Raw genomic sequence first — 15,678 nt, forward strand, 5'->3', positions numbered from 1 at the left:
AGTTTCTCCCAACACGGTGAGACAATAAACATTCTCTTGCATCAGGTGCATATCATCCTCTGGGTTGTACATCTCACCATTTGCTTTTAGTTGTTATACAAAAAGTATTGCACCGCCCTGTGCCCTGAGGGTGGACCTATCGCTGGCAAAAATAGATGCGTTACCAACGCTTATTTATCTGATAAAACCTCTCCTAGATAAATATGGCACACACATCAACTTTATGAATCATTACCATAAAAAAAAAGCTCCGGCTTAATTATACACGCCGGGGCTGGAAAATTTTGTTATTAAATGTCAGCTGAAACGAATTTCCGTTCGACATTATCGCCTACGCAAAAAAGCAGGGATATCTAAATCATCATGGCTAGTAAATGGTTTAGACTCAGTCCGCTCTTCAGCAGACTTTTGCTTTTGAGGTTTAATAAATTGTTTTTGATCAAAGCCGGTAGCTATTACCGTGACCCTAACCTCATCCTCCATACGCTCGTCCACTACGGCACCAAAGATAATATTTGCCTCCGGGTCGGCAGCCTGGGCTATAATCTCTGCGGCCTCATTAACTTCAAACAATCCCAATGAGGTTCCGCCGGTAATATTTAGCAATACCCCCCGGGCACCCTCAATTGAGGTTTCCAAAAGCGGGCTGGATATAGCCGACCGGGCCGATTCCACAGCACGGTTATCGCCGCTGGAACTCCCAATACCCATTAGCGCCGAACCGGTATCTTTCATAATGGTCTTTACGTCGGCAAAGTCCAAATTTATCAGTCCCGGAACTGCTATTAAGTCAGATATACCTTGCACACCTTGTCGCAGCACATCGTCGGCAATACGAAACGCTTCCACAATGGAAGTGTTTTTTTCCACCACCTGCAGCAGCCTGTCGTTAGGAATGGTAATGAGGGTATCCACCTTTTCTTTAAGCGTCTGAATACCGTGTTCAGCTTGCAGCAAGCGTTTTTTGCCTTCAAAAGTAAACGGCTTGGTTACCACACCTACAGTCAGAGCACCCATTTCCTTAGCAATTTCAGCTACTACCGGCGCGGCACCGGTACCCGTGCCGCCGCCCATACCGGCAGTTACAAAGACCATATCGGCACCGCGAAGCATTTGTTCAATATCGTCTTTGCTTTCCTCGGCCGCCTTTTGACCAATATCCGGGTTTGCCCCGGCACCCAACCCTTTAGTCAGCTTGGACCCAATTTGTATCTTGTTGCTTGCCAGAGCCATTTGCAGTGCCTGGGAATCGGTATTCACCGATATAAATTCAACACCTTTTAATCCGGCGGCGATCATCCGGTTAACCGCATTGTTACCACCGCCGCCTACTCCAATTACCTTAATATGCGCATATTGATCCAGGTCTAGTTCAAAATCCAGCATTAAAATCCTCCTTCTTTCGGAGCTACGAATTTCTTATTGTCATTAACGGAACCAACTTTTAATACGACCTTTGAAACCTTTTTCTGCCTTTTGCCTCATCCCAGGGTATACCTGCCCGGTTCCCCAGGATGCTAAGCCAATGGCAGTAGTGTATCGATAAGCGTCTTCATTGGGCGCTTCTTCCCCTGGTAATGAATTAAAACCTATACGCACAGGCATCAGCCAGTATTCCTGTGCTACCTCAGTCAGTCCGTTGAGCAAAGCACCCCCACCAGTGAGCACTATACCACCTGGTAAGGAGGCCCCTAGATCTAATTCTTCGATAAATTCTTTTACAAAATCAAGAATTTCTTCAATTCTTGATTTAATAATTTTATGTACCAATGAACCAGGGACAGTATTATAACCGGAACCGGATATATTTGGGACATGAACATCACCGGCAATTAAACCCAGTCCGTATTCCTTTTTTACCTTTTCAGCAGCTTCCAGAGTGGTATGCAAACCTACTGCCAGATCTGCGGTAATATTTCCGGCTCCCGCTGGAAATATGCTTAATTTGTACAGCATATTATGATTGATAAAGACCACTTTGGTCATGCCGGCACCGAGATCCACACATATTACACCTAACTTGCGTTCTACCCCCGACAGCACCCCCTGCGCAACAGCCAGCGCACCGACCACTGTCTCAGTAGTCGGTGGCAAGCCTGCATTGCGCAAACATTGCCAAATTAGATCCATCTGACGCCTGGGTGCAGCCAGGACTGTAGATGACAAACCAAGCTCCCGCCCCCGGCATCCTTGTGGTTTAAAGACATACTCACCATCTATGTAAAATCTGATGTTATCCAGTTGAATAATTGATAAGACATCCTCAGGCAAAACAGTTTCACACAAATGCTGTTGTAGCTTAATTAAATCCCGCGCATCGACTACCTGCCGCCTGGTAATTGCTTGTTTTACACTACCATGTCTGATGACCAGTTCAGGCCCGTCTACGTTTACATAAGCAGTGGTAAACGGTACCCCTGCAGCGGTCAGGGCTTCGTCCAAGGCTTTTTTTACGTTATAGGCGGCAGCTTCGGAATCACCTATAAAGCCCTTTTCCATAATCATCGACGAGCAAAAGCCAAATCCTAAGGGTTCCTGTATGGCCACGCTACTGCGGTTAAGTACGGCTACAGCTATACCGGATGTGCCAATATCCAGGCCAACCACCACATCTTTCTTAACTGTCCCGGGCAAGCAGGTTTACCCCCTAAACTTTACTTATATTGCAAATTCAACACTCAATAATAATTCCCTCTTTAAATAATAATTCCCTCTTTATTTGTTAATTTAATTTTTTAAAATATAACGGCGGATAATGGCTAGATTTTGGAATAACCTAACACCAAAAGCCACAACTGCAGCCAGATAGAGATCAATTGCTAACCGGTCTCCGATATAAGTAAGTCCCGCGGCCAAAAGAGCGTTACTGAAAAAACCGGTGACAAATATCTCCTGGTCAAATTTATCTTCAAAAGCAGCCCTGATACCACCAAACACCGAATCCAATGCCGCCAGTGCCGCCACGGACATATACTTGGCATAATCCTGTGGCAAAGCCACTGGTATATAAAAGCCAATCAGTGCACCAAGCCCCAGGCCTAACAAAGCTAAAAATATGCCCATCCGCATAACTAAGTCACCGCCGTCCTCAAGAATAAATATATGAGCCCAAACAATATGTCACTTAAAGATAAAGCCTACTTAACTAATGCAATATAAATTAATACGTATTAGTTCTTAATTTTACGGTATAACTATTTTTTCACGTAAGCAGGCAAAGTTAAATCTTCGTGCTTTTCGATAGTCACCTTAATCCCCAAATCCCGCCAGTATTCCTGCAACCCGCCGGTCATTTCCAGTGTATTCATGAGTTCCTGTGGATTACCTATGGCCAATATTTGGTACGGGGGGACCACCCGATTAAGATTAATATTAATAAAGGAACCTGCTTGTCTGATCTCGGTGGTAGCTATAATGCGCTGACCATTAATGGATATAGCTTCAGCGCCGGCACCCCACAGCTCATTTAATGCGCTTAATAAATACTCGTCCTGGATAACCATCAGTTCGGGCGGAATTTGAGTATCCTCCGTATTATCAGGTTTATCCAGTACCAATTCAATCCCTGAACCACTTACCGTAATTAGGCCTGCGTTCATGCGCACTTTGTTTAATTCACTTTGCAGTGCAGCTACAGCCTCGGCCTGACCTTGTTTAACCTGGTTTAATTTAGAAGTTAGATCGTTTATTTCCTTTGATAAATCCTCCTTATCTTGGTTGATTCGTTTCAGTTCTGCAGTTACCTCCTGGGCGCGATCAATTGATATGCCACTTGAGGCACGGTTCACCGCACGAAACTGCAAGGACAGCATTAACCCCAGCACCGCGGCAACCAGCATGATGGAGATATACATACTAGTTTTTTGGGGCACCGGCCAACCACCTCCACTATGATATCTTGGGTTTAGCATAATCGAATACAAGACCGCCCGTATAAGCTGGAACGGTGAGTTTATCTACCTTTTTGACCTCCACTTGGATGCCCCAAAACTGCAAGTAGTCAATGACTCCGTTCTTCATTTTAAGCGCGCTGGAAAGTGTTTCCGGATCACCTACCGCAGAAATAATAAACGGAGGAGTGAGCCGCTGGTTTTTGTTCACTAAAATGGTCGGTCCTATGCAACGTACTTCGGTGGTAGAAATAATTCTTTGCCCGTTCAGGGAAATGGCCTTAGCGCCGGCTGCTTTTAGCTCGTTTAACACGCGTAGCACATCCCCGTCATGCAGCACGTAAAAGTTTGGATTTTCCCCAGGTTGCAGTACTTTATTGCTATCATCAAGGGTCACTTCTACACCGGCCCCCTGCACGTCTTTCATGCCTGCCTCCTGACGTGCTTCGTCCAGTTCCTCTTTCAATCTGGACAGTTCCGGCCCGGTTACCGCGCTATCTAGTTGGTTCCGCAACTCGTCTACCTTAGCCTGCAATTGATCTCTTTCTTTACGGGCTTCATCCAACTCCTGAGCCAGTGCTATGGGCGTTTCTAAATTCGGTGTGCCCTTCATATCACTGGTCACCCGGAACTGTACCGCCAGTATTAAACCCATGACTACACCAAACATCAAAAGTATCCAATGGTATGATTTTTTATTCATGCCAGCTCCCCCATGATTAATACGGTCAATCTTTATACTTTACGACCGGTGAGTTGATAATGGAGAAATCAACATACTCAATATTCTTATTATCCTCCTTCAAGTCCTCTATGACCTGAAGAAAATAATTCCCTTTAATAGCAGCATCCTTAGCTGTTCCCAATCTGCATTCAATACCATCCAACGTATATAGAGTTACCAACCCCACGTTATTGACATGCACTTCAGACAGATTATCCCGCAATTGGCCGCCCAATTCCTGCACTACCTGTAGTGCAGTATTTAAACTTTTTCCGGTTACTTTTTTGCCTGGTCCTGCAGCCTGCACCTGTACACCGGTTACCACCGGCAGGCCGGTGGTCGCTATATTACCCTGGCGCAGGTAGTAACCTTCGGCATCCAGTTCCACAAAATTACCATCTATAACTAACAGCACAACAGGCTTACGCTCGACTACCTTAATCACTATTGTATCAGGAAAATCTCTGATTATATTTACTTCCTTAATCATAGGCAAAACCTTTACCTTGGCAGAGGCGGTTGGCAAGTCAGCTTTAAATATATTCAGGCCTGTTACCAGACCCGACACCTGTACAATTTCTCCCGCAGTCACCTTATTATTTCCCTGCACAGTAATTTTAGTTATGATAAAAAAAGGTGATTGCAACAAAACATAACCTGCTAAAAGCATAACGAAAATAAAAAAAAAGCTTTGCCAAAATATAAATTTTTTCTTTTTGCCGACCGCATGTACCGGGCCTGCTACCATAGCCGTCCCATCCCTTTCCCACAAAAGCCCTCCGCTGCCCAAACAACTTTAACTAGACAAATTAAGTCTCTTTACTGTTTAACATTTAAATTATAAAACACCTAAGTAATCTTGTCCAAGAAATTTATGCTGTAAATAATGCTTTAACAATAAAAGCCAAGCATATAAGATAACTATATTTCCAAGTATAAAGATTGGTTATCATCACACAATAATGTGGAACTCTCAATAATCTGACAGGGGGGATGACGGTGGCACGCGAAGGTTTGATACCCACTGTTTTAGGTGCGGCAGTTACTACCACCGGGTTGGCTCTGCGCAATGTGAATCCAATGGTCGGCTGGGGTGTGGCAGGCTTTGGTTTGGCACATATCGTTATAGGTACTATAGACCTAGTTCAACACAACTCCAACCGCATTTTGTAATTGAGAGTTCAGGAAAGGAAGCCACCGGCTTCCTTTCTTCGCTTTATAAGCTTTAAAAGCATTATTTACGCCGAACATTCATATAATTGACAGAGGAGATGTATTATGGAAATATTATATTCAATTGTAAGCGCACTTCTGGGTTTGGTACTCATATTGGTGTTTTTCGTGGACTTTATAAGTATGATTAACACTGGAGTATTCTCTCGCAAACAGCTGATTATTTGTATAATTAAATTAATAGCAGCTCTATTATTATTTCACGCCCATTTTGAATTCGACATTTTAGATTAGTTAACATATATACTCTCACCTAAGTTGTTATAAAAGGTACAAAGGCGGGTTTTTCATGTGCTCAATATAAAGAGGACCTTTTGTTACCAGGTCCCCGTTTGTGTTAATATTTTTATAAAATTTTATTAAATCTCTGACTTGCTTCATCCAATAAAATATCTGCTTTATTGGAAAGTTCCTGTAATTCCCGTCTTCCCTGTTGATCATTGATGCGATTTACAGCAGATTTAATTTCTCCTATTACATTCTTGGCATTGCTTATACAATTTTGCAATTCGGCTTTGTCGTTAGTATTAATCACGCTTTAATACCTCCTATCATTTACTAACCATATCTTTACCTTGAGCAAAATGGAATATACGCAAATTGTTTAAATCGCTTTCTGTTGTAAATTTCATTAATCCACCAATTTTCACGCTTGTCCCCCATAAAACCAAAAAAGAGTCCACATTAACTGTGTATATACTGGATTAGTTATGATTAGCGTAATTTTGGGAAGGCTTGTCCTGCTTGCCCTGCGGGACATTGGGAGTTTGCCCCAATTTGCATTTTGGGGCGTTTTTTGCTCCCAATTTTCGTTTTTGCTCCCATTCTGCTCCCAAGTTACTCCCCGGCCTATCCGACCACACAGCGCCAAATATTGCTAAATGTGTGGTGACAAAGTGACCTATACCTCCCCGATCCACTCCCGCTGCTCTGGTGGCTGTCCCCTCAGCACCGGTTTTCCCGCTCGCCCTGGTGGGGTCCTCGCGTTCGTGCGGATCAACCTCTATATTCAGTTTTACCAGGCCAATTAAAACCCTTCCAAAGCCCGTAGCTCATTAAGCGTTTCCTGGTCAACTTCCATATACAGCGCCACAGTGAATAGGGCCTCATGCAGCCCGTCGATTTTGCCTTTCGGGTAAGATGCGTCTTGCATTTGCAATTTGGCCGCAAGCTCGCATTTGGTGCAGATAGAATTGCAAATTTCCCGGTAGATTTTTTCAAAAGTTTCATTCATTGGTCACACCTCCCTCACCTTAACTATCCTTTACGCCTCCGCAAACGTTCTTCTCTTTTCCCGTTAATATAGCCCAATAAGTAAACCGCACCCAATGCGCAAAACATGCTGCCTTCGTAACGCTCCCACGATTTGTCAAACACCTTAGATATGAGCAAGAATGGGAAAGTATCTAAATCAGTTTTTCCGCAGATTGTTACAATTTTATGAGCTTTATGTTCAATTTCAATGACTTCTGCGCTTGTCTTTTGAGCATCCAAAAAACTTACCTCCCTTTTACTTTTATATGGCCATGCCGGCCATAACCCCTACCGCCATAACTATACCGGCAGCCATTAACACCTGCAGCAATACGCACCGCTGATAATTCCACCGCATCAGCACCGCCTCCTTACTGTATGTAAGGGGCAGGTTTCCCCGCCCGAAGGTTGTTATTCCGCGCTTTCTTTGGTATCAACGTTCTCAACAAAATAAAACTTGCCGTCAAAGTATAATAAAAATTCACCATTACCAAGTTCTATCACCTGTAACCCTCCTTTCGATTAAATTAGCATGCGCTCTGTTTGTGATTAACCCGGCTTTGTTGGTGTTTTATTATGTAGTTTGGTGTAATGTAGTGTAACCAACTTAAACAAAGTATACCACTATCAACAAACAGCGTCAACGTATTTGTTGAAATATAGTGTAACGAATGGTAATATAGTATATAAGAAAGGGGTTGCCTAAATGGAAAACTACTATACACCGCAAGAGGTTGCGGATAAGTTAAAATTAAACGTGCGTACTTTATATAAGTGGATCAGGGAGGGGAAGCTTAACGCCGTTAAATTAGGCGACGTTTGGCGCATATCTGAATCAGAACTAAAGCGCCTGTTGGAAGGTAAATAAGGGGCTGATACAATGGCAAGGAGAAAGGATCCAATCAGCCAACTTAGAGAGGTATTATACAGCCTGGCAAAGCTCCTGGGGGACGTAAACGCCGTCCGTAATGGCACCATAGGCAAACGTATAGCCCGGAGGGCAGCAGGTAAGGCCACTGGTAGGCTGTTAGGTAAGCTATTCAAATAAGACAAAATAAAGCCCGGCCAGCACCGGGTTATTTTATGTGCAATCTTATCCAATACCGCAAACGAAATAATTTCGCGCGGTTGGAACAATTGGCTCACTTTGAGCTATTTGTTTTGCAGAGGGGACATTTTGTCCTCTTTGCTGTGCCAGCTTTTCAGCAGTAGTTGGTTGGGGGACAAAATGTCCCCCAACCTCTGTTGTTTTCTGCCGGGGCACATTTTGTGCCCCGGACATGTGACTAATGTCGTGTTGTTGTGCTATATTTTCGGCAGTTGAAATCAAAGGAACATTTTGTTCTCTTGATTCTTCGCTTTTTTCTGCAGTAGTTTGGTGTTGCACATTTTGTTCTTCACCAATTTTAGTATATTGGTTACCGATGGGACATTTTGTCCTTTCGGTTCAACTGCTACTGCCGGTGAGGGTATTCGTGCAACTCATACAGGCCGGAGGCGCGGAACCAGCCCTCGGTAAAATCATGGTTTGGTGCATTTGCACCATTCTTTGGTGCACGCCCCACCTGATACTTTTTTGCTAAATCTAAAACATCTGCACAAATCTTATTTAAAACTGTCGCATAGTCCTTAACCTGCTCCCTACTCCACCCAATCCGCTCACCAATCTGCGCCTGGGATGCGGAATTTTCCGCATCCAGGTTCAGCTTCGCACAGCTTCTCACGAGCTTCTCACGTTACGATTCCACACTTTCGGCCTGATATGAGCCCAAAAGTTTAGGCAGTGATTTACTGACTTTATGCGTTTAAAACGCAGAAAGTTTATGGATTTTAAATCCCGAAAGGTTTAGCGATTTGAAATAGATAAATTATAACTCACCCCACTTGTGGGGGGGCAGTGTCTCCCCGAGGGGGTAACAATCTGTTCCATCCTTGTTGGTGGCGCTACCTACCAACTTGGTAACTACTTCACGTCAGTAGCCGACAGTTTGTCGGTAACTGAAAACTCAGCCGACTTCCCGGCCCAGCTCACCCGGTTATTTTTCCGAGTGAGTTTTATTTATTGATGGCGGTAAATGTCCAAGCGCTTGGACATTTGAGTTGCAATACGCGCACGCGCGCGAGGGGAGCCGATGGCTCATTTTGAGCTTTCGGTTCAACTGCTTGGTTGCAATACGCGCACGCGCGCGAGGGGAGCCGACAGAAATTAAGCAAAATTTTGCTGAATTTAGTTGCAATACGCGCACGCGCGCGAGGGGAGCCGACAGAAAATCAAAGGACAAAATTTTGTCTCTTGAAACTCAACCGCAAGGCAGATAACCCCCGGGTGTAAAGTTTCTCGCCAAAATTGGAGCGAAAACGGCCTCCATATTTGCCGTAAAAAAGGTGGTGGGGCAAAAATTTAAGCGGGATCACTCCCGCTCTCCTCAATAAGGGTCCTTTATAACCTTAAATAAATCCTTCATCCAAGGCCATTCACCTTGATGTATTTTTAATGCCACCTCTACCGATGTATCGCTCCGCTGTAGTAGCTTTATTAATTCATCTTGGGTTACCTCGGCTTTTACTGTTTCTGTCTCATAGAAATAGTCTTGTTTTAAATAGGTGACTTTGTATATTGCCACTCCCTAACCCCCCCCCTTTGGTTTCCCCCCGGGTGAGCATCATCTATTTAAAAAAACGCCGTTGTTAGCTTAATCCAGTTGGTGCCATCGTATATAAAAACGTCCTGTGTGTCGGTTTCCAGGAACCTGCTGCCGGGCAGGACGTTTGCTTTTGGTTTTTCATCTGTAGACACACCTATATATTGTCTATAATAAGTTACCATTACCATAATTGCAGCCTCTTTTCAGCTTATGCCGGCCAATCTGGCCACCTTGCGATCTACCCGGGTGGTTCTTTTCTCATCGCGCATAGCCTTATAAAAATGAGTCATGCTATACTGCCAGGCATCGTCAATACCGCAGGCAGCAGCGGCCGAATAAAACTCACCCCGACAGATGGGGCAGTTCCAATGATCGTGATCTTTATTCATCGCACTTTTGCAAGCTGGGCAGGTCATCTTTTTTGTACCTCGCTTTCACAGCAGCACGTCTTATTTCCTCATCTTTAACCCACGGGTGATTATTTTTATCACCCTTAAGGGTGCCCTTAAGCGCTTTAATTCTGGCCACACCTTTATTAAAAGGCAGATACGCGTCAGACTTTAAGCTGATTCGGATTAGCTTATAAACTGCGTCCAGAGTCCATTCACGCCCCCGGTTAGTTTTGAAGCCCTCCATATTCAGCCTGTCGGCAATATCGCGTGAATTATAGCCATGCCCGGCCATACTTAGCACAATCTCGTTAATACGTTCGCGCTGGGCCTGGTAATCCTCACTGCCTGCCATTATCCCATGGCGCTTTAAGTGAGCCAGTACGTTAGTTCTTGTCCAGGGCCTCCCCCGGGGCGTCAGGTGCCCGGCTTCATTAAGCGCTGCAGCAATGCGGACAGCATCATTACCCTCGTTGTAAAGGCGCTGCATCAGTATTGCCACCGCAGCACCGTCATCAGTCCTAACTCGCCAGGGCCTGGTCCACTCGTCGGGATCGTCTGGTACCTGCTCATCAGGCGGCCAGAATTCCGCGCCACATTCACACTGCCAGAAGAACAGCTCCTGCTTCTTCATAGTACCGCCGCACTCAGGGCAAGTCATGTCATCGTTACCGGATATACTGGTATCAATACCGGCACGCTTCATCCAATTATTGACGGTGCCTTCAGGCGCTTCAACTTTGCGGGCAATTACCGCGGGTGAATAACCCTGCCGGGCCAGGGCCAGCGCTGCAGCCTTTTTTTGCTCCAGCGCCTGGCGGTATTGCTCCCGGTATTCCCGGTATTCCGGCAATTTCAGCAGGCGCATATTTAGCAAATCGCTGTCCACACCTAATTCGTGAGCAACTTCTACCACTGTAGCGCCGGCCAAAACCTTGTTTAACGCGTCCCTAATATCCAGCAGGTTCACCCCCCGAAGGGCTAGTTGGAAAGGCTTACACCCTGGTAGCAAGCGCCACGAACGGGCTAATTTCGTCGGTGCCCTTGTAAGGTGTCAGCGGCTTGTTGAATACCGGCTGCCCTGCTACCCTGTAAGTGAATTTGAAAGTTTGCTCGTCATAAAGGAACCTCACATGGATACTAACAGCAGAGTCAATGCCGCCTTTATCGGCCAGTAAATAATTGGACAAGTCGCAAAGTACTATGTCACCGGTTGTCCCTAATGTTTCGGCCTGTTCAATGGGAATCACCGGACGGCCAAATAACGTGCTGTAGGGCTGGCCGGAAATACCACCGGCCGGCATATACACCGGAATTCCACCGGTGCCTACTGCAAAGGATAGTGCGAAAAGCTGCGGTAATACGTTCTGGTTGACTAACCAGACAGCGTTTTTCTGCGAAGGTGCCCACAGCCTGGCCCACATATTGACGATATTCTCAAATATTACACTGTTGGCAGCCTGGCCGTTCTCTTTCGGCACTGTAACCAAAGCGCCGGATTTCATTATCCCTAATGGTTTGCCCGCACCGTCACCTGCAAAAACGCAGTCGTCAATAACAAAGGCGAATTCTTCGGCAAAGGCTTGCTGCATGACGCTTTCAAGGGTGGCCGCATCCTCGAGCAACTCGTCCGTGGCGTAGCACAGTCCAATCAGCTTATCCAGGTTTAGTTCCATCTGCCGGAATTTAGGCTTACTGTCGGTATAAAGATCGGCTTCGGCTGCCCAGTAAGCCCGGACACCGCCCCAGCGGCTGCCTGTCGCACGGCTGGACTCATCTACAGCATTAATTTTCATGCTGTTTGCGTTGGTGGAAATGGGAATCCTGCGGCAGCGGGAAGCCAGCACGCCGGTTTCATAGGTGCGCTTTAACAGCTCCGTGCTGAAATCCTGATTAACCAGGAATCCCCCATCACTGGGCACGGATTCATTAAGCCCGCTGGCGGTTCTCCTGGTTAAACGCTCGTCAATGTACCCGTCAGGCATACCTGCCCGCATTACGGCCTGCAGCTGTTCGCCCAGGCTGCGCCATTCGTTAGCAGGTTCGATTACCTTAATATTGGGATGCCGGCGCTTTTCATCTTTTTTAAATTCGCCGGATGCGATCCGTTTTTCCAAACTGCGAATTTCGCTTTGCAGGTCGATATAATCGCGCTGCTCGTCGTCGGTTAAATCTCTTTCCTCGTCATCGGCTGCTGCCATAATAGCGTCAGCCTGCTGCTTCAGGTTTGCCAGTTTCTGCCTTGCTTCGCGTTCCCGTAAATTCATGGTTTTTTTGCCCTCCCGTGATTTTTTATATTCTTCCAGTGACCGGCAGTTTACCTCATTGCTGGGGTAGGCTGGAAATGCCACCGGGCTAATTTCATAAAGTTCAGCGTCCAGTATTGAGCGTTTATACAGTTTTTTGTTGTCTCGCTCGACACGGCTCCATTTGTCTTTTACTACCCGCATGCCGAAGGACACGCCGTCAACATCGCCACGCCGGATACTCTCCCAGGCATCATTACCGGCTTGAGTATCCGGCAAGTCCAGCTCGAAGTTTAAGCCCGTGGTATCGGAATTCACCCGCAGAGTGCCGGCCTTGGTGTTGCCCAGCACCTGGCTGGTGTCGTGACTCCACAGTCCCACCACAGCCCGGGTTTTTAAGCTGCCGTCAAAGCATCCAGCGCCTAGTTCTTCGACAAAGGAATCACCCCAAAAGTCACGCATTACCGCGCTCTCGGTGTCATACCTAATAACGCCGGCTATGGTACGTTTGCCATCCTCTCCGGCCTGCCTTACTTCCAGCCTTACAGGTAATGCCCTAATTTCTTTTTCCGGATTCTTTTTCATCATTTGCCCCTTTCTGCGGTGGGTATAGTACATCGCCACCAGCTAATGGTTCCATGTTCTCCCTGATCCGCGCCTCGTTAGGTGTCATGAACCCGCTGGTTATGGCCGTGTTATAGCACGAGTAACGAGTTCTGGTATCGGTGCGCAGCAGTGATTCGGTTAGGAATTCCACAAATAAAGTTTTGCGTTCCTCGGTAGTGAACAGTTTCAATGTGAAAGCCTCTTCTAAGCGTGTTAAAAGCGGCTGTAAGGAGAAGGTAAGGAATTCCAGGCTCTGCGTTTCCACATTGGCATAAGCGCCGCGGACGGTAGGGTCCAGCATGTGACCGGGTATTCTCAGCGCCGCTGCAATAGCCCGCATGGCGAATTGCCGGCTTTCCAATAGCTGTGCTTCCTGTGCATTGCCCGATATAGATTCAAAGGTTGTCCCATCTTCTAAAACCGCTGTACCGTGACTTTTACCCCGGCCATAGGCTGCCTGCCAGCTCTCTTTAAGGCGTTTGGCTGCCTGCTCGCTTAACACGCTGTTTGTTTTCAAAATCCCGCTTGGCCGGGCGCTATTGGCAAAATATGATGCTGCGTGTTCTTCGCCGGCCAGGGCTGCCGCGATACTTTCACGGGCCAGCTGTACGGGTGACTTGCCCGTCAGGCCATCCAGGGACAACATACTGATATGCAGAACATCATCGGCGGTATAGTCTTTACGCTGCCCCTGTGTGGTTATTTTATAAAGCAGGGTGCCGTCACTCTGCAGCTCCACACTTACCCGGCTTGGGTGTATTGGCCAGAGTGCCGCAGGATTGCCGTTGTCATCCCACTGAATGACGATATAAGCGTTACCATGCAGCAGCAGGTGCAGGCATACTGTTTCTTTAAAGTTGAAGGGTGTCTGCTGCGGGTTTGGCCTGGTATGCAGCAGCTCATATACCGGGTGCCCTTTTGCTCGGACTTTCCCGCCGGTTGTGCGTTTGTAAGTAATCATTGGCAGGCTGGCGGTAAGCTCTGCAATCATCCGCACAGCTCCCAGCACGGCAGGGTGCCCCATTGCAGTTTCAGCCGTTACCGTTACGCCGGCAGCAGTGGTGCCACCAATCAGGCTTTGCCAGCCGTCAGGGTCACGCCAGCCCAGGGCGCGCTGCTCGGTTTTTCTATTGAATAATCGTTTGAATATGTTCATAGGACAAGTAGCTCCTTCTTGTTATAAACACTTTCGCTTTCCTGGTACCGCGTAGCACGGTCCAGGGCCATTATTAGGGCAACCATGCCGTCAATCTTTTCACTGCTTTTGGACTTATCCGGTTTGACATTGCCTGCAGGGTCCTGCTTAACGACCATGTTGTCTGCCATCCAGCGAAGGACCGGGTTACCACCATGGACTAGCTTTTTGCTTAGTACCAGGTTAAGCAGCTCCTTGGTGGGCGGGCTCATGGAGGCAAATCCTTGTCCGAATTGCACTACCGTAAAGCCTGCGTCATCCAGTTCTGTGGTAATCTGCACAGCTCCCCATCTATCAAAGGCTATTTCCCGTATGTTGTATAGCTGCCCCAGCTGCTCAATGTGCCGTCTAATGGCTTCGTAATGAATGACATTACCCTCAGTAGCAGTGATCAGTCCCTGCCTGGTCCACACGTCATACGGTACGCGGTCCCGGTTGATGCGCTCGCGCATGTTATCCCGGGGTATCCAAAAGTGCGGTAATACTACAAAGCCGCCGTCATCCATCGGAAATACCAGTACAAAAGCTGCAATGTCGGTTGTACTTGCCAGGTCAAGGCCACCGAAGCAACATTTTCCCAGCAGTTCATCAGGTTCAATAGTGCCGGCTGTCGCGTCCCAGGCTGCCAGGTCAAGCCAGCGGTCCTCTTGCTGCGTCCACTGGTTCAGATATAGCCGTCTGAACGTATTCTGCAGGGCGGGTACCTGTTCAGCTTTTTTAGCCATAGCACGCATTTCCTCAATCCCTCTGAATGTGCTCAGTGCGGGATTGGCCTTGTACCAGACTTTTTCATCCCGCCAGTCGTCCTCTTTGCCGGCTGCGTATATCACCGGCAGGAATGTTTTGTCCTCGATTACTCCGTCGATTATCTTTTGGGCGTATTCGTGCTGCTCCCAGCAGATAGAGTTACGATCATAACCTGCGGTAGTAATGGCGAATATTAAAGGCTGCGTCCTAGTACCGCCACTGGTAGTTAAAACGTCCCACAGCTCCCGGTTAGGCTGTGTGTGCAGCTCGTCAAATATGATTCCGTGTGCATTAAAGCCATGTTTCGTGTGAGCGTCCGCTGATATAGCCCGGTAGAATGAACCGGTGGCCGGTATTACAATTCGTTTTTGGCTGTCGATGATTTTACACCGCTTGGCCAGCTTTGGGTTTTGCCGCACCATCTGCGCCGCCGTATTGAAAACGATGGCAGCCTGGTCGCGATCCGCTGCTGCGGAATATATCTCTGCGCCGGGTTCGTTGTCGGCAAACAACAGTTTCAAGGCCACAGCTGCGCCTAGCTCGGACTTACCGTTCTTGCGTGGTATTTCCACATAGCAGGTACGGTACTGCCGGGTGCCGTCCTCATTCAAGGTGCCGAACAGCGGGGTGATAATGTCGTGCTGCCATGGCTCCAACTCAAACCTTACACCGGCCCATTTGCCTTTGGTGTGGGTGAGGTAATTCTCTATAAACTTGACAGCCCGTTCTGCGCTGTACTCATCAAACAC

At 47.1% G+C, this 15,678-nt stretch carries 21 protein-coding genes; 3 read left to right on the forward strand and 18 right to left on the reverse strand.

The genetic code is table 11. The annotated features are described in order from the left end of the window. Positions 1 to 324 precede the first annotated feature (324 nt). The 6 genes from ftsZ to SPSYN_RS09875 form a co-directional block, all read right to left on the reverse strand. Positions 325 to 1,386, reverse strand: a complete 1,062-nt coding sequence (gene ftsZ / locus SPSYN_RS09850) for a cell division protein FtsZ (protein WP_161822325.1) — start codon at positions 1,384 to 1,386, stop codon at positions 325 to 327. A gap of 42 nt (positions 1,387 to 1,428) precedes the next feature. Further along, positions 1,429 to 2,634 carry a cell division protein FtsA gene (ftsA, locus tag SPSYN_RS09855; RefSeq protein ID WP_161822326.1) on the reverse strand — a complete coding sequence of 402 codons (1,206 nt, stop codon included), beginning with the start codon at positions 2,632 to 2,634 and terminating at the stop codon, positions 1,429 to 1,431. Between the two features lie 93 nt (positions 2,635 to 2,727). Next, positions 2,728 to 3,069 (reverse strand): small basic family protein, encoded by a 342-nt coding sequence (locus tag SPSYN_RS09860; protein WP_161822327.1) that lies wholly within the window; start codon positions 3,067 to 3,069, stop codon positions 2,728 to 2,730. 125 nt (positions 3,070 to 3,194) lie between these two features. Then, entirely contained in the window at positions 3,195 to 3,872 is a 678-nt protein-coding gene (locus tag SPSYN_RS09865) for a DUF881 domain-containing protein (RefSeq protein ID WP_161822328.1), read from the reverse strand. Positions 3,873 to 3,888: 16 nt separating this feature from the next. After that, positions 3,889 to 4,593, reverse strand: a complete 705-nt coding sequence (locus SPSYN_RS09870) for a DUF881 domain-containing protein (protein WP_161822329.1) — start codon at positions 4,591 to 4,593, stop codon at positions 3,889 to 3,891. Between the two features lie 25 nt (positions 4,594 to 4,618). Continuing rightward, positions 4,619 to 5,386, reverse strand: a complete 768-nt coding sequence (locus SPSYN_RS09875) for a cell division protein FtsQ/DivIB (protein ID WP_161822330.1) — start codon at positions 5,384 to 5,386, stop codon at positions 4,619 to 4,621. Between the two features lie 221 nt (positions 5,387 to 5,607). On the opposite strand from SPSYN_RS09875, the gene SPSYN_RS09880 reads away from it, so the two are divergent. Continuing rightward, positions 5,608 to 5,787, forward strand: a complete 180-nt coding sequence (locus tag SPSYN_RS09880; protein ID WP_161822331.1) for an asparagine synthase — start codon at positions 5,608 to 5,610, stop codon at positions 5,785 to 5,787. Between the two features lie 406 nt (positions 5,788 to 6,193). Here the strand turns inward: SPSYN_RS09880 and SPSYN_RS09885 are convergent, their stop codons facing one another. The 3 genes from SPSYN_RS09885 to SPSYN_RS09895 all read right to left on the reverse strand — a co-directional run bounded on the left by SPSYN_RS09885 (position 6,194) and on the right by SPSYN_RS09895 (position 7,341). After that, positions 6,194 to 6,382 (reverse strand): hypothetical protein, encoded by a 189-nt coding sequence (locus SPSYN_RS09885; RefSeq protein ID WP_161822332.1) that lies wholly within the window; start codon positions 6,380 to 6,382, stop codon positions 6,194 to 6,196. 492 nt (positions 6,383 to 6,874) lie between these two features. Next, positions 6,875 to 7,081: a hypothetical protein gene (locus SPSYN_RS09890; protein ID WP_161822333.1), complete on the reverse strand. Its 207-nt coding sequence runs from the start codon at positions 7,079 to 7,081 to the stop codon at positions 6,875 to 6,877. Positions 7,082 to 7,104: 23 nt separating this feature from the next. Further along, positions 7,105 to 7,341, reverse strand: a complete 237-nt coding sequence (locus SPSYN_RS09895) for a hypothetical protein (protein ID WP_161822334.1) — start codon at positions 7,339 to 7,341, stop codon at positions 7,105 to 7,107. A 466-nt stretch (positions 7,342 to 7,807) separates the two neighbouring features. Between SPSYN_RS09895 and SPSYN_RS09900 the strand changes: the two genes are divergently transcribed. Continuing rightward, the gene (locus tag SPSYN_RS09900) at positions 7,808 to 7,969 is read left to right on the forward strand and encodes a helix-turn-helix domain-containing protein (protein ID WP_161822335.1); all 162 of its coding nucleotides are present in this window, start codon (positions 7,808 to 7,810) and stop codon (positions 7,967 to 7,969) included. A 12-nt stretch (positions 7,970 to 7,981) separates the two neighbouring features. Further along, positions 7,982 to 8,149 carry a hypothetical protein gene (locus SPSYN_RS15745; RefSeq protein ID WP_202623801.1) on the forward strand — a complete coding sequence of 56 codons (168 nt, stop codon included), beginning with the start codon at positions 7,982 to 7,984 and terminating at the stop codon, positions 8,147 to 8,149. Positions 8,150 to 8,194: 45 nt separating this feature from the next. On the opposite strand, the gene SPSYN_RS09905 is transcribed toward SPSYN_RS15745, so the two are convergent. The 9 genes from SPSYN_RS09905 to SPSYN_RS09945 all read right to left on the reverse strand — a co-directional run bounded on the left by SPSYN_RS09905 (position 8,195) and on the right by SPSYN_RS09945 (position 15,678). Then, positions 8,195 to 8,488, reverse strand: coding sequence for a hypothetical protein (locus tag SPSYN_RS09905; protein WP_161822336.1), 294 nt, complete (start codon positions 8,486 to 8,488; stop codon positions 8,195 to 8,197). A gap of 67 nt (positions 8,489 to 8,555) precedes the next feature. Then, on the reverse strand, positions 8,556 to 8,825 hold the full coding sequence (locus SPSYN_RS09910) for a hypothetical protein (RefSeq protein WP_161822337.1): 270 nt from the start codon (positions 8,823 to 8,825) through the stop codon (positions 8,556 to 8,558). 702 nt (positions 8,826 to 9,527) lie between these two features. Next, complete coding sequence (locus SPSYN_RS09915; RefSeq protein WP_161822338.1) at positions 9,528 to 9,725, reverse strand: hypothetical protein; 198 nt, start codon at positions 9,723 to 9,725, stop codon at positions 9,528 to 9,530. 47 nt (positions 9,726 to 9,772) lie between these two features. Continuing rightward, the gene (locus tag SPSYN_RS09920) at positions 9,773 to 9,934 is read right to left on the reverse strand and encodes a hypothetical protein (RefSeq protein ID WP_161822339.1); all 162 of its coding nucleotides are present in this window, start codon (positions 9,932 to 9,934) and stop codon (positions 9,773 to 9,775) included. A gap of 15 nt (positions 9,935 to 9,949) precedes the next feature. Continuing rightward, the gene (locus SPSYN_RS09925) at positions 9,950 to 10,135 is read right to left on the reverse strand and encodes a hypothetical protein (protein WP_161822340.1); all 186 of its coding nucleotides are present in this window, start codon (positions 10,133 to 10,135) and stop codon (positions 9,950 to 9,952) included. Further along, positions 10,128 to 11,105, reverse strand: a complete 978-nt coding sequence (locus tag SPSYN_RS09930) for a recombinase family protein (protein ID WP_161822341.1) — start codon at positions 11,103 to 11,105, stop codon at positions 10,128 to 10,130. Before SPSYN_RS09930 ends, SPSYN_RS09925 begins: the two co-directional genes overlap by 8 nt. 25 nt (positions 11,106 to 11,130) lie before the next feature. Then, the gene (locus SPSYN_RS09935) at positions 11,131 to 12,969 is read right to left on the reverse strand and encodes a phage major capsid protein (RefSeq protein ID WP_243153007.1); all 1,839 of its coding nucleotides are present in this window, start codon (positions 12,967 to 12,969) and stop codon (positions 11,131 to 11,133) included. Then, positions 12,938 to 14,143, reverse strand: coding sequence for a phage portal protein (locus SPSYN_RS09940; protein ID WP_161822342.1), 1,206 nt, complete (start codon positions 14,141 to 14,143; stop codon positions 12,938 to 12,940). Before SPSYN_RS09940 ends, SPSYN_RS09935 begins: the two co-directional genes overlap by 32 nt. Further along, positions 14,140 to 15,678: a terminase large subunit gene (locus SPSYN_RS09945; RefSeq protein ID WP_161822343.1), complete on the reverse strand. Its 1,539-nt coding sequence runs from the start codon at positions 15,676 to 15,678 to the stop codon at positions 14,140 to 14,142. Before SPSYN_RS09945 ends, SPSYN_RS09940 begins: the two co-directional genes overlap by 4 nt.

Source organism: Sporotomaculum syntrophicum (assembly GCF_009932395.1).
Lineage (GTDB): Bacteria > Bacillota > Desulfotomaculia > Desulfotomaculales > Desulfallaceae > Sporotomaculum > Sporotomaculum syntrophicum.

What these genes read in the sequence shown, in the direction of transcription:
- ftsZ (WP_161822325.1), bottom strand. Translation starts at nt 1,386, where the DNA reads ATGCTGGATTTTGAACTAGACCTGGATCAATATGCGCATATTAAGGTA.
- SPSYN_RS09860 (WP_161822327.1), bottom strand. Translation starts at nt 3,069, where the DNA reads ATGCGGATGGGCATATTTTTAGCTTTGTTAGGCCTGGGGCTTGGTGCA.
- SPSYN_RS09870 (WP_161822329.1), bottom strand. Translation starts at nt 4,593, where the DNA reads ATGAATAAAAAATCATACCATTGGATACTTTTGATGTTTGGTGTAGTC.
- SPSYN_RS09880 (WP_161822331.1), top strand. Translation starts at nt 5,608, where the DNA reads ATGACGGTGGCACGCGAAGGTTTGATACCCACTGTTTTAGGTGCGGCA.
- SPSYN_RS09890 (WP_161822333.1), bottom strand. Translation starts at nt 7,081, where the DNA reads ATGAATGAAACTTTTGAAAAAATCTACCGGGAAATTTGCAATTCTATC.
- SPSYN_RS09900 (WP_161822335.1), top strand. Translation starts at nt 7,808, where the DNA reads ATGGAAAACTACTATACACCGCAAGAGGTTGCGGATAAGTTAAAATTA.
- SPSYN_RS15745 (WP_202623801.1), top strand. Translation starts at nt 7,982, where the DNA reads ATGGCAAGGAGAAAGGATCCAATCAGCCAACTTAGAGAGGTATTATAC.
- SPSYN_RS09920 (WP_161822339.1), bottom strand. Translation starts at nt 9,934, where the DNA reads ATGGTAATGGTAACTTATTATAGACAATATATAGGTGTGTCTACAGAT.
- SPSYN_RS09925 (WP_161822340.1), bottom strand. Translation starts at nt 10,135, where the DNA reads ATGAATAAAGATCACGATCATTGGAACTGCCCCATCTGTCGGGGTGAG.
- SPSYN_RS09935 (WP_243153007.1), bottom strand. Translation starts at nt 12,969, where the DNA reads ATGATGAAAAAGAATCCGGAAAAAGAAATTAGGGCATTACCTGTAAGG.
- SPSYN_RS09940 (WP_161822342.1), bottom strand. Translation starts at nt 14,143, where the DNA reads ATGAACATATTCAAACGATTATTCAATAGAAAAACCGAGCAGCGCGCC.